Annotated in this window: 10 protein-coding genes and 8 pseudogenes; 10 read left to right on the top strand and 8 right to left on the bottom strand. The window is 53.4% G+C overall.

What is annotated here, in order from left to right:
• Nucleotides 1-10 precede the first annotated feature (10 nt).
• The 3 genes and pseudogenes from AACL06_RS09755 to AACL06_RS09765 all read left to right on the top strand — a co-directional run.
• Nucleotides 11-352: pseudogene (locus AACL06_RS09755) on the top strand (class 1 fructose-bisphosphatase); the annotation flags it as partial.
• Nucleotides 353-468: 116 nt separating this feature from the next.
• Nucleotides 469-999: an inorganic diphosphatase gene (ppa, locus tag AACL06_RS09760; protein ID WP_339037060.1), complete on the top strand. Its 531-nt coding sequence runs from the start codon at nucleotides 469-471 to the stop codon at nucleotides 997-999.
• 218 nt (nucleotides 1,000-1,217) lie between these two features.
• A pseudogene (locus tag AACL06_RS09765) lies at nucleotides 1,218-2,119 on the top strand (IS5 family transposase).
• A 35-nt stretch (nucleotides 2,120-2,154) separates the two neighbouring features.
• On the opposite strand, the gene AACL06_RS10720 reads toward AACL06_RS09765, so the two are convergent.
• The 8 genes and pseudogenes from AACL06_RS10720 to AACL06_RS09800 form a co-directional block, all read right to left on the bottom strand.
• Complete coding sequence (locus AACL06_RS10720; RefSeq protein WP_425336910.1) at nucleotides 2,155-2,370, bottom strand: hypothetical protein; 216 nt, start codon at nucleotides 2,368-2,370, stop codon at nucleotides 2,155-2,157.
• Between the two features lie 108 nt (nucleotides 2,371-2,478).
• A complete protein-coding gene (locus tag AACL06_RS09770) occupies nucleotides 2,479-2,880 on the bottom strand; it encodes a TraI domain-containing protein (protein ID WP_425336911.1) in 402 nt (133 codons plus the stop codon).
• Between the two features lie 346 nt (nucleotides 2,881-3,226).
• Nucleotides 3,227-3,817, bottom strand: a pseudogene (locus AACL06_RS09775) (ATP-binding cassette domain-containing protein); the annotation flags it as partial.
• A gap of 76 nt (nucleotides 3,818-3,893) precedes the next feature.
• A complete protein-coding gene (cysW, locus tag AACL06_RS09780) occupies nucleotides 3,894-4,769 on the bottom strand; it encodes a sulfate/thiosulfate ABC transporter permease CysW (protein WP_339038391.1) in 876 nt (291 codons plus the stop codon).
• Nucleotides 4,762-5,588: pseudogene (gene cysT / locus AACL06_RS09785) on the bottom strand (sulfate/thiosulfate ABC transporter permease CysT). Before cysT ends, cysW begins: the two are co-directional and overlap by 8 nt.
• Nucleotides 5,589-6,573: pseudogene (cysP, locus tag AACL06_RS09790) on the bottom strand (thiosulfate ABC transporter substrate-binding protein CysP). It lies immediately after the preceding pseudogene.
• Between the two features lie 351 nt (nucleotides 6,574-6,924).
• Nucleotides 6,925-7,439: pseudogene (locus tag AACL06_RS09795) on the bottom strand (DUF1131 family protein).
• A gap of 73 nt (nucleotides 7,440-7,512) precedes the next feature.
• Nucleotides 7,513-7,926, bottom strand: coding sequence for a GNAT family acetyltransferase (locus AACL06_RS09800; protein WP_339037061.1), 414 nt, complete (start codon nucleotides 7,924-7,926; stop codon nucleotides 7,513-7,515).
• 353 nt (nucleotides 7,927-8,279) lie between these two features.
• On the opposite strand from AACL06_RS09800, the gene hemF reads away from it, so the two are divergent.
• The 7 genes and pseudogenes from hemF to AACL06_RS09835 all read left to right on the top strand — a co-directional run bounded on the left by hemF (nucleotide 8,280) and on the right by AACL06_RS09835 (nucleotide 12,178).
• A complete protein-coding gene (gene hemF / locus AACL06_RS09805) occupies nucleotides 8,280-9,200 on the top strand; it encodes an oxygen-dependent coproporphyrinogen oxidase (protein ID WP_339037063.1) in 921 nt (306 codons plus the stop codon).
• A complete protein-coding gene (locus tag AACL06_RS09810; protein WP_339038393.1) occupies nucleotides 9,200-9,604 on the top strand; it encodes a YaiI/YqxD family protein in 405 nt (134 codons plus the stop codon). The genes hemF and AACL06_RS09810 overlap by 1 nt, the downstream gene beginning before the upstream one ends.
• A gap of 89 nt (nucleotides 9,605-9,693) precedes the next feature.
• Nucleotides 9,694-9,852: a hypothetical protein gene (locus AACL06_RS09815; protein ID WP_339037066.1), complete on the top strand. Its 159-nt coding sequence runs from the start codon at nucleotides 9,694-9,696 to the stop codon at nucleotides 9,850-9,852.
• 6 nt (nucleotides 9,853-9,858) lie between these two features.
• Nucleotides 9,859-10,199, top strand: a pseudogene (locus AACL06_RS09820) (ArsC/Spx/MgsR family protein).
• Nucleotides 10,196-11,323 carry a succinyl-diaminopimelate desuccinylase gene (gene dapE, locus AACL06_RS09825; RefSeq protein ID WP_339037069.1) on the top strand — a complete coding sequence of 376 codons (1,128 nt, stop codon included), beginning with the start codon at nucleotides 10,196-10,198 and terminating at the stop codon, nucleotides 11,321-11,323. Before AACL06_RS09820 ends, dapE begins: the two are co-directional and overlap by 4 nt.
• Nucleotides 11,320-11,990: pseudogene (locus AACL06_RS09830) on the top strand (M15 family metallopeptidase). The gene dapE and the pseudogene AACL06_RS09830 overlap by 4 nt, the downstream one beginning before the upstream one ends.
• A 2-nt stretch (nucleotides 11,991-11,992) precedes the next feature.
• Entirely contained in the window at nucleotides 11,993-12,178 is a 186-nt protein-coding gene (locus AACL06_RS09835) for a YpfN family protein (protein ID WP_339037071.1), read from the top strand.
• Nucleotides 12,179-12,187: the final 9 nt, after the last annotated feature.

Raw genomic sequence — 12,187 nt, forward strand, 5'->3', positions numbered from 1 at the left:
CCAAATCCTATTTATTCAACAAAGCCAAGAGCAGGATGAAGCGACACAGCTTCCTTACACCTCACGCTACATCGGTTCACTGGTGGCCGACTTTCACCGCAACATGCTGAAAGGCTGCATTTACCTTTACTCAAGCACTGCCAGCCATCAGCAAGGCAAGCTGCGCCTGCTGTATGAATGCAAACCGATGGCGTTTCTGGCCGAGCAGGCCTGTGGTAAAGCCAGCGACGGCAAAAACCGTATTCTGGACATTACCCCGGTGAAACTACACCAGCGCGTGCTATTCTTCGTTTGCACTAAATCAATGGTTGAGGATGCCGAGCGCTTTATCGCCGAAAACCCAGACGAGTAGTAACACGTCCAACGAGGGGGGGTGGGCGATGAAAAGGGCAGGAAATCGCAAAAGAGTCCGCTTATAATAGCCACCACTCAATTTCTAGTTAGATTATTAGATTAAAGGAAACCGACATGAGCTTGAATTTGGTTCCAGCTGGCAAAGACCTGCCGGAAGACATCTACGTTATTATCGAAATCCCGGCCAATGCTGATCCGATCAAATATGAAATCGACAAGGACATCGGTGCGCTGTTCGCTGACCGTTTCATGTCCACGGCGATGTTCTACCCATGCAACTACGGTTATATCAATCACACCCTTTCTTTGGATGGTGATCCAGTTGACGTGCTGGTGCCAACCCCATATCCGCTGCAACCGGGTTCAGTGATCCGCTGCCGTCCAGTTGGCGTATTGAAGATGACCGATGAAGCCGGTGAAGATGCAAAACTGGTTGCCGTTCCGCACAACAAGCTGACCAAAGAGTATGATCACATCAAAGATGTGAACGACCTGCCGGAACTGTTGCGCGCCCAAATCGCTCACTTCTTTGAGCACTACAAGGATTTAGAAATAGGCAAATGGGTGAAAGTGGAAGGTTGGGCGGACGCGGCGGCAGCTAAAGCTGAAATCGTTGCCTCTTTCGAACGTACCGCCAAGAAGTAATACCTACTAAAAAGAGCCTGTACGTAATTCTGTGTAACTGCCCGCCTATTAAAGGTGATCGCTTAGGCGATCACCGAACTCGATAATAAAACGACTCATTGCCAATCGCCAGTTCTGGATCGGCATATTCCATTTTTTCGAGGCGTTGTTGAATAAATCGAACATTTGGCCGGCACGCGGATCCGATCACTCTCCTTCTGTCAACATAGCGATATTCCGTGGCCCAGCAAAAGTTCAACATCACCAACTGGAAGGCTTACAACAACGCCCTTATCACTCTTTCTCGGTGGATGAAACGGCACTTCACGCTTGGTACTGCGAGGCAAAACCTTCTCTGCGTGGTCGCCGACCACATTATTCCGATATGGCAATCACCAGCGTATTGATGCTGAAACGGATTTTCGGCCTGACACTTCGCGCTTCGTCGACTCCATTGTCACACTGATTAAAGTGCCGTTGAACTGCCCGGACGACACCTGCATCAGTAAGCGGGAAAAGTCCGGCCATGTCCCGTTTAAAACCCCAACGCTGGGTGAAATTGCGCACCTCGTTATCGACTCTAGCGGGCTCAACGTGTTGGGTGAAGGGGAGTGGAAGGTAAAAAAATACGGTCAGGAAAAACGGCGGATCTGGCGAAAACTGCATTTGGCCGTAGATACAGCAACACATGAGGTCATCTGTGCTGACTTTTCCTTGAGCAATGTCACCGATACCGAAGCCTTCCCAGGTCTCATCCGTCAGAGGTACCGTAACATCAAAGTCGCCTCGGCGGATCGGGCTTAGGATATGCGAGTGTGTGATGATGAGTTAAGGCGCAAGAAGCTCAGGGCGTTAATACCGCCTAGAAGCTGAGCCCGTTATTGGCTGATAATACTATGCAGAGCGAAATCAAGCGGTGGCGAACCAGCGCCTTACCGGAGACAACACACGGTGGAAAATTATCATAGGCTATCACCGACGTTCGATAGCGGCAACAGCGAGGTACAGAGTAAAACAGCTATTTGGTGGTCACCTGTCGCTGCGAGATTATGATGGGCAAGTTGCAGAGGCGCTGGCCATGATCTGTGCATTAAACAAGATGCCGCTCGCCGGTATGCCACAAAGTGTACGCCTTGCCTGAAAGCTGCCCATTCACGGGACTCTTGATTCCAAATCCTATTTATTCAACAAAGCCATAATTTTGGGGGTGATGAGATCATTTTCTAGCCCCAGATGCACGCTCGCGTGAGGGGACGGCGCAGATAAAACCTTAGTAACAGGCATGCCACAACCATTTCGCGCTTCGCTGATAATGCTGCTCAGCATCCCTGCCTCAGCACGACGTCCGGACAGAAACAGCAGACTGTCGGACAGGGCGTGCAAGCGCTGCAACCATATCAGCCCCGACTCCGGTAGCAGCCTGACTGCCATATAAATCCCACTCTGCGTCCCGGCTCCCGATGCCTTTTGCCGCACCCGCCATATTCCTCTGTGCAACGCTCAGACCCGGATACCACCGCCCTCCACCTGCGCCAGCCACTCCAGATTGTGAAGCAACCCGGCCCAGTAAACTGCACAGGCCCAGCTGGGTGTCTGTTCAGCCTGCTCTTCGGGTGTCGCGCCCGGCGGCAGCATCATGCCACGCACCCACCTCACCGCACTCGCCGTCAAGTGCAGGCTCAGGTCGGTAAATCCGCCGGCTCCAGAGTACGGGCCATTCCATGCCGACGGGCAACCCTGTAAACGCGCCGCCATCTCTTCCAGCGGACGCAGCCACCAGGCTTCGGTCACCTGCGGTGACAGCGGGCTGCTCTCCAACAGCACCCGGATGAGACGTCGCCGCTCTTCCGTCTGCAACAGCGATTCGCCCGCCCGTGCCGGGCGAAATCCCTCATCAGACACCGCGTGGGCGTGTACAGGCTGTGCCTGAGCGCCTGTCTTTCTGTTCAGTCCACCTCTTCCTGTTAACCAGTTCAGCCCACGCACGCTCACCTCCGTTGGCATTCTGCCCGTATAAAATGACGTTACGCTAAAAGCCTCCATCAGATTTGCAACGGAAAACCCGGAACAGTCGGCTCTACAAATTCCGCTTGTATAAATCTCAGACACGGCTTCAGAGTTTCCGGCTGCCAAGATACTGACGCAATGCTCTCCTGCCACCCTCATTTTATTTTTTCGCACTATCAGTAAGTGACTCATGCAGCAGTGCATTTTCATGGCCGCCCTCCTCTTCTGGTTCGCCCTTTCCGGGCTTGTCAGCCACGTCTATACCACTGAGTCCCCCCGTGGCCGGTTTATTCATTACGATGCGGTCAGCCACTTCCATCGCCTCTTCCTGATCATGGGTCACAAACACGCTGGTGAACTTCAACTCTTCATGCAACTGACGCAACCAGCGGCGCAATTCTTTGCGCACCTGCGCATCCAGCGCGCCAAAAGGCTCATCGAGTAGCAGGATCTGTGGCTCGACCGCCAAGGCACGTGCCAGCGCCACTCGCTGTTTCTGGCTACCGGACAACTGCGATGGATAGCGGTTAGTAAAGTGGCTTAACTGAACCATCTCCAGCAATCGGGTGACTTTCTGTTTGATTGCCGCCGCACTCTGGCGTTTACGACGCGGCAACACGCTGAAACCGAAGGCGATATTATCGAATACCGTCATATAGTGGAATAAGGCGTAATGCTGGAATACAAAGCCCACGCGGCGATCTCGCGCATGCATATAGCTAACATCGGTACCGTGGAAGCTCAACTTACCGCTACTTTGGCTTTCCAGCTCGGCAATAATGCGCCGCAGCGTGGTTTTACCGGAACCCGATGGCCCTAGCAACGCCACCATTTCTCAGGAAAGAATATCGAGCGAGATATCATTCAATACCTTGGTACGGCCAAAGGATTTATTAATGCCGTTAATCTCAATGCTCATGATTCGCCTTCCGTTCGAACCTTGCGTTCTGACGTTCCAAATGCCATTGCAAAGCGCTTTTCAAAAACAGGGTCACTATCGCCATCAAGGTCAGCAGCGCGGCAGCAGTATAAGAGCCCACGGCGTTGTAATCCTGTTGCAGCAGTTCAACCTGTAGTGGCAAGCTATAGGTTTCACCACGAATTGAACCGGATACCACCGAGACTGCACCAAACTCACCGATGGCGCGCGCATTGGTCAGCACCACACCATATAGCATCGACCAGCGAATGTTAGGCAGCGTGACGCGCCAGAACATCTGCCAGCCAGATGCACCCAGCATTATGGCGGCCTCGTCTTCCTGGCTATCCTGGCTGAGCATCATCGGCACCAGTTCGCGTACCACAAATGGGCAGATGACGAAAATAGTCACCAGCACCATACCCGGCCAAGAGAACATAATCTGGATGCTATGCGTATTCAGCCACCGGCCTAGCAGGCCGTTGCTGCCGTAAAACAGCAGGTAAATCAGCCCCGCCACCACTGGCGATACGGCTAACGGGATATCGATCAGGGTCAGCAACAACTGGCGTCCTGGAAAGGTAAAACGTGTCACAAACCACGCCAGCAGTGTGCCAAAAATCAGTTTGCACGGCACAGTTGACAGCGCGATCACTACCGTGAGCCAAATGGCGTGCAACATGTCTGGATAGATCAGGTTGCTCCATAGCACACCGATACCCTTAGAGAAAGCCTCGGCAAAAATCGATACGATGGGCACTACCAGCAGTAACACCGAGAACAGCATACCGATGGCGATCAGTGACCATTTGGCCCAGTTGATACTGTGACGCTCGGCAGCGTTGAAAGCGGAAATATCAGCCACCAGTTCCCCCGATGCGTTGACCAAAACGGCTTTGCAAAACGTTAATGCTAAACAGCAAAAACAGCGACACTGCCAAGATCACCGAAGCGATAGCACTTGCTGCCGGGTAGTCGAACTCTTGCAGGCGCACAAAAATCATCAGCGAGGCTACTTCCGTCTTCCAAGCGATGTTGCCAGCAATAAAAATCACTGCACCAAACTCCCCCAGGCTGCGGGTAAAGGAGATAGCTGTGCCAGCCAGCAATGCCGGTGCCATTTCCGGCAACACCACGCGGTGGAAGCTCTGCCAACGGGTGGCCCCCAAAGTTTCAGCCGCTTCCTCATATTCCGCCCCGAGCTCTTCCAGAACCGGCTGAACGGTGCGCACCACAAACGGCAGGCTGGTGAATACCATCGCCACCGCAATACCCAACCAGGTAAAGCTGACCTTGATATCGAAATGCGCCAGCCATTGACCATACCAGCCGGAGGTGGAGAATAGCCCGGCTAGCGTCAAACCGGCCACCGCCGTTGGTAACGCAAACGGCAGATCGATCAAACCATCCAGCAGTGAACGGCCAGGAAAGCGATAGCGAGTCAATATCCAGGCCATCAGCATGCCGAACAGCGCGTTGAACAGGCTGGCAGCAGTGTCACCTGATACGCTGCCACCACCTGAGGATTGGAAATCACCGCCCAATACTGCGCTAGGTTCATTTGCGCCAACTGCATCACCCGCGCGCTGAGCGGCAGCAACAGGATCAGGCAGGTGTAAAATAGGCTACTTCCGAGGCTGAGACCACATCCAGGCAGAACCCGCTTCTCGTACCAGGACAAAATTTACTTATGTCCTGCCGCTAATAGCTGATCCAGCTCGCCGCCGGTGGAAAAATGGGTTTTCATTACTTGAGGCCAGCCACCAAATTGATCTTCCATCCGAAACAGCCGTGTGTCCGGGAACTGCCCCTTCACCGCTGACATCGCTGTTGGGTTATAGACTCGATAATAGAAGCGAGTGATCACCTGCTGCGCCGCTGGGCTATAGATGTATGCAGATAATCCTTGGCGACCTGTGTATTGCCATTTCTCTCAACATTTTTATCCAGCCAAGCCACCGGGAACTCTGCCAGAATATCTACGTGTGGTAGCATCACGTCATATTTGTCTGCACCGTACTGCTGGAGAATGTTATTCACTTCCGACTCAAAGCTGATCAGCACATCACCCAGACCACGCTCAACAAAAGTGGTAGTGGCGCCACGACCACCAGTGTCGAACACCACCACATTTTTCAGCAGACGGGTCATAAAGGTACGGGTCTCGGCCTGATCGTTACCATCAGCCTGACTGGCAGCACCCCAGGCGGCCAGATAGGTGTAACGGCCATTACCAGAAGTTTTTGGCTTTGGGAACACCAGTTTCACATCGTCACGCACCAGATCTTGCCAAGTGTGGATGCCTTTCGGGTTGCCCTTGCGCACCAAGAACGCCATGGTAGAATAGAAAGGCGAACTGTTGTTGGGTGAGCGGGACTGCCAACCAGCTGGGATCAGTTGACCACGGTCATGCAGGATCTGCACATCCGTCACCTGATTATAGGTCACCACGTCCGCGCGCAACCCTTGCAGGCTCGCCAGCGCCTGCCTGGAGGAACCAGCGTGGGACTGCTTAATGGTCAGTTTATCATGCGGATGCTGCTGGTTCCATTGCTGTTCAGCACGGTGAACAACTCACGGGAAATGTCATAAGAGCTGTTCAGCAATTCTGCTGCCGACGCAGCACCGCTGGCTAACAGCGCGGCAGCCAGCCATCCTTTCAGCACGATATTTTTTACCGCAGTTTATTTCATTATGCACCCCAGCTCGCTGAGTCAATTTATCCGGCTTTCATCTTAATGGAGTCATTGTATTTATAACTCACTGCAGAGCTGTAACGCTTTTATATACCGTTTAGTGATTTTTAAGCATAAAATGCTATAAGGCAGGCGAGAAGCAGGTTTTCTGGGGGTGAGTTTATCACTGTCTATGGCGGGGATGATGTCGAACCAACCCGCCCTCCCCTTCCTAAAGCTAAGGTAGTAAGCGGTGACCTGCCATCTACGCTTAACATTGATAAAGCCGGTTTTTTATAGGCGGTGTTATACCTATCATTATTGGGTTCCTTCTGGCTAAGGAGTTTAGCTAGATTTCATTCGGACCTGTGGGTTAGCATGCCAGATAATCTTGCTGATAGCCCAGTTTTTCAGCGTGTCGTCCGGCGGGATGATCTCCTGCTAACCAGCCCATTTGCCGCTGAAAATATAGGTGACATACTTGCTTTGCTCCGCTATATACGCCACCTTGCCAGCGTCTTCGTCGGTAGCAAGTTTACAGGCACCGAACGCCTTGCTGTACATATTGCTAAACGGCGTGCCAGGCTTGCTGCCCCATAAGGTCACAAATTTTGATCCATGATCTCCACCTGCTGCACCCGGCCCTTGGGTTGACCAATAATAACCAGCTTAACTTTATCGCCGGACAGCGCCTGATAATAGGCAACGACCTGGCCATTGCGGGTCGCCATGCCACCACGTAGGCGATAGTTGCTGCCGAACCCGGTGAGCGGCCATAGGCTGGGCCAAGAAAAATTGGATAGGGCCGAACAGCCAGTAAGTAGCAGCGGCAACCCTAACAATAGTGGGCGAATATTCATTTTATTACTCTTTAACATCAATGGGATAGGTTATGAGGAGCGCCATGCCGCAATTCGCTGCCTGGGGCGCAACTCAGTATTCTTGATCTTCGATCAGTCGCTTACCCAGGCTGACAATGCCCTGAAGCTTATAACCGAGCTTTTCGTACATATCGACCACGCTGTCATTGTCTTCACTTACCATCAGTTGGATCTTTGGGCAACCACGGGCGATCAGCTTCTTTTCCAGACGGCTAATCAATGCGTTGGCAATACCACGCCCACGGTAATCAGGATGTACGCACAGATAATAGGCCGAACCACGGTGGCCATCGTACCCCCCCACTACCTCGCCGCCCACTTCCGCAACCAAGAACAGATCAGCATCGTGATTCAGTTTACGCTCAATATCCATCTCCGGATCGTTCCATGGACGCAGCAGATCACACCACTCCCACAGGGTAATGACCTCTTCAAAATCGTCTTGTCGAAATACGCGAATTTCCATCGATGTTGGCCGCTGTTAATTAAGGTGTTTATCTAATTATCGTAGGATTATTGGCATACGCAATACCAAACTGCAATTTACCCCGCTATTTGGCTGTCCTGAAGCGCTTGAATCATTACTCCAGCACAAGGGTGCTGCCGACAGCGGCGAATAAGAACCTTTCCCAGTAGACGTGTATTGTGGCAGCCCGTTTGCACCACAGGGACAGCGTGCACTCACCGCAGCGTACACGGAGTACGTGAGGAGGGTGAGCAAGGCCCAGGGCCAAAATGGTAAATAAAATAGTCTAATGATAAATGTTCTAGGGGTATACTCCGTGCCTTGTTTAGTTAAGTGCTATGAAATAATCCCAGATGAGTATACTCGCCCTAGCTGAAGTAAAATATTTCCTGCTGGCATTGCAGGATGGCATCTGCACGCAACTAGCCCAAGCCGACGGCGGTGCCGTTTTCACCGAAGATCAATGGACGCGTGAAGAAGGCGGCGGCGGCCGTAGCCGCGTACTGGCTAACGGCACGGTGTTTGAACAAGCAGGGGTAAACTTTTCCCACGTATCCGGTGCCACGCTGCCCGCATCCGCTACCGCGCACCGCCCTGAACTGGCCGGGCGTGGCTTCCAAGCACTGGGCGTATCGCTGGTGGTTCATCCGCTCAGCCCTTACATTCCCACCAGCCACGCAAACGTGCGTTTCTTTATCGCCGAAAAACCGGGTGAAGATGCGGTGTGGTGGTTCGGTGGTGGCTTTGACTTGACACCATTCTACGGCTTTAAAGAGGACGCAGTACACTGGCACCATACCGCCCAGCGGCTGTGTGCCCCTTTCGGCAATGAGGTCTATGCCAAATACAAGAAATGGTGTGATGATTACTTTTTTATCAAGCACCGTAACGAAGCACGTGGCATCGGCGGCCTATTCTATGACGACCTGAACACGCCAGATTTTAACCACTGCTTCGCCTTTACCCGCGCGGTAGGTGAAGGCTTCCTTGAAGCCTATCTGCCAATCGTCGAAAAGCGCAAAACGCTGGGCTGGGGTGAGCGTGAACGCCAATTCCAACTTTATCGCCGTAGTCGCTACGTGGAGTTCAACTTGGTGTCGGATCGCGGCACACTGTTCGGGTTACAAACCGGCGGCCGTACCGAGTCGATTCTGATGTCGATGCCGCCGCTGGTACGCTGGAAATACCACTACCAACAGCCAGACGATAGTCATGAAGCGGCGCTATACCGCGATTTCCTGCCGGTGCGCAACTGGCTAATGGAGCCTGAATGATGCAGATTTGGGTCGATGCGGACGCCTGCCCGAAGGTGATCAAGGATGTACTTTTCCGCGCAGCCGATCGCACTGCCATGCCGATAACGCTGGTGGCCAACCAGCCATTGCAGACACCACCGTCGAAATTTATTCGCACCCTGCAAGTGGCGGCTGGTTTTGACGTAGCGGATAACGAGATCGTACACCGCTGCGAGAAAGGCGATCTGGTGATCACAGCTGACATTCCGTTGGCGGCACAGGTGATAGAAAAAGGCGCATTTGCGTTGAACCCGCATGGCGAACGCTACACGCCCGATACTATCCGCGAGCGCCTCAACATGCGCGACTTTATCGACACCCTGCGCTCCAGCGGCATCCAAACCGGTGGCCCTAACGCGCTCAACCAGCGGAACCGTCAGTAGTTCGCCAACGAACTGGACAAATGGCGGCAACAGGTGAAACGCTCGTAGTTGTGCACGCCCTGCTACACAAACTGCAACGTTACGCGGCGTTGTTGAATAAATCGAACTTTTGGCCGGCACGAGGATCAGATCACTCTCCTTCTGTCAAAATAGCGACATTCCGTGGCCAAGCAAAATTTCGATTTATTCAACAACGCCGCTTTATGATCGCCTGTATGCTAAATACCGAATCAGACAGAACACAGTGAACCATCATGACAAACCATGCAGAGCTTAAGTGCACCATGTACGGCCTTTCTCCTAAAAGCTGCAACACCATTAAAAAAGCCTGCCGCTGGCTGGAGGCACAGCAGCTACGCGATTTTATCGAGCAGCTAGGTTGGCAGCCACTGCTGAATACTCGCGGCACCACCTGGCGCAAGCTGGATGAAACGCAGCGTAACACCTGTGATAACGCCGATGCCGCCATCGCGGTGATGCTGGCGCGCAACCGGCGATTATCAAACGGCCGCTGCTGGACGACGGCCAGTGGCACACCCTGCTCGGTTTCAGCCCCAATAACTATCAGCAATTTATCTCCGAGGTCACCGCATGATTTGCCCGGTTATCGAACTGGCTCAACAATTGATCAAACGCCCTTCCCTCAGCCCACATGATGAAGGCTGCCAGCAATTGCTGATTGCGCGCCTGAAGGCGATCGGCTTTACCGTAGAAACGCTGGATTTCGACGATACTCAGAACTTCTGGGCCTGGCGCGGTGAAGGCCGAACGCTAGCATTTGCTGGCCACACCGATGTGGTGCCTGTCGGCGACGAGAAATGCTGGCACAACCCGCCGTTTGAACCAACCATCCGCGATAGCATGCTGTATGGCCGTGGCGCTGCGGATATGAAAGGATCGTTAGCGGCGATGGTGGTAGCGGCGGAGCGCTTTGTTGCTGCCAACGCGACTCATCAAGGTCGGCTGGCGTTTCTGATCACTTCCGACGAAGAAGCCAGCGCCGCCCACGGCACAGTCAAAGTGGTGGAGGCACTAATGGCACGCAACGAGCGACTGGATTATTGCTTGGTCGGCGAACCTTCCAGCACTGACCGCGTTGGCGATGTGGTAAAAAATGGTCGCCGTGGTTCGATCACTGCCAACCTGCGTATTCACGGCGTTCAGGGTCACGTTGCCTATCCGCATCTGGCAGATAACCCAGTACACCGCGCCATACCAGCACTGAATGAGTTGGTTGCGATCGAATGGGATCAGGGCAACGAATTCTTCCCGCCGACCAGCATGCAGATCGCCAATATTAGGGCTGGCACCGGCAGCAATAATGTGCTCCCTGGTGAGCTGTGGGTTCAATTTAACTTCCGCTTCAGCCCTGAGCTGACCGATACGCTGATCAAGCAACGCATTGAAGCGTTGCTTGATCGCCACCAACTGAACTACAGCATCGAATGGCATCTGTCCGGGCAACCCTTTCTTACTGCACGTGGGGCACTGGTGGACGCCGTGGTTAATGCAGTTGAGCACTATTCTGAATTAACACCACAGTTGCTGACTACAGGCGGTACCTCCGATGGCCGCTTTATCGCTCAAATGGGGGCGCAGGTGGTGGAGCTCGGGCCGGTCAATGCCACCATCCACAAGGTTAACGAGTGCGTGAATGCCGGCGATCTGCAACTGCTGAGCCGTATGTACCAACGCATCATGGAGCAACTGGTCGCATGATCACCACGGAAATGCTTACCGGGTGCTCTATCGAACACTTGGCACCACTCAGTGGCAACCACCGTCTACAGCCTGCTGCGGTGGTCGCATTCCTCGCCATGCAGCAGGCAGCGCAGGTGGTGGGGTTCAATCTGCAACCCGCCAGCACGTTCCTTGATTTCGCGCGGCAATTGGCGATCTGGAATGGAAAATTCTGTGGCGAGCGCCCAGTATTTGATAGGGGCGGCCAACCGATCGACGTCCTGCTGTCCACTGCCGAGCGCTGTGAAACCATCCTACGCTGGTCGGCATTGCCAAGTGCCAGCCGCCATCACTAGGGCAGTGATCTGGACGTGTACGATCCGTCACTGCTACCAGAAGGCCAAAAGCTGCAACTGGAACCCTGTGAATATGAGCTAGGGGGGACTTCTACCCGCTCGATCAGTGGCTGACGGCACATATGGCGGAATTTGGTTTTTATCGCCCATTTAGCACAGCGGGTAACGGCGTGGCGGTCGAACCTTGGCATCTGAGCTACCGACCGCTGGTACGGAAGGCCGAACATCTACTGATGCCGACGCGGCTGCTGCTGGCCTAGCAGAACCAAAAAGTGGTCGGCGCCGAATGGCTTGAACGCCATTTGCCATCGATATTTTCGCATTTTATACGCTGTGAAGAAAAAGACTGAATATGCGATGGTTAGCAAATCACTGGTGGATTATGCTACTGATCCCGGTGGGGATGATCGTCAGCGCCGTCAAAGATCTGCGGCGCGTGAATCTCAAAAGCTATCTGACCGACAAGCCAGAACTGCCGCCGCACCGCGATAATAACGCTCAATGGGACGATGAAGACGACTGGCCGAAAAAGAAATAACATCAACGC

The organism is Serratia symbiotica (Periphyllus acericola), from assembly GCF_964019515.1.
GTDB classification, from domain to species: domain Bacteria; phylum Pseudomonadota; class Gammaproteobacteria; order Enterobacterales; family Enterobacteriaceae; genus Serratia; species Serratia symbiotica_D.

Coding starts and splice junctions, on each gene's coding strand:
- AACL06_RS09835 (WP_339037071.1), top strand. CDS start 11,993: ATGCGATGGTTAGCAAATCACTGGTGGATTATGCTACTGATCCCGGTG.
- ppa (WP_339037060.1), top strand. CDS start 469: ATGAGCTTGAATTTGGTTCCAGCTGGCAAAGACCTGCCGGAAGACATC.
- hemF (WP_339037063.1), top strand. CDS start 8,280: ATGAGTATACTCGCCCTAGCTGAAGTAAAATATTTCCTGCTGGCATTG.
- AACL06_RS09810 (WP_339038393.1), top strand. CDS start 9,200: ATGCAGATTTGGGTCGATGCGGACGCCTGCCCGAAGGTGATCAAGGAT.
- dapE (WP_339037069.1), top strand. CDS start 10,196: ATGATTTGCCCGGTTATCGAACTGGCTCAACAATTGATCAAACGCCCT.
- AACL06_RS09800 (WP_339037061.1), bottom strand. CDS start 7,926: ATGGAAATTCGCGTATTTCGACAAGACGATTTTGAAGAGGTCATTACC.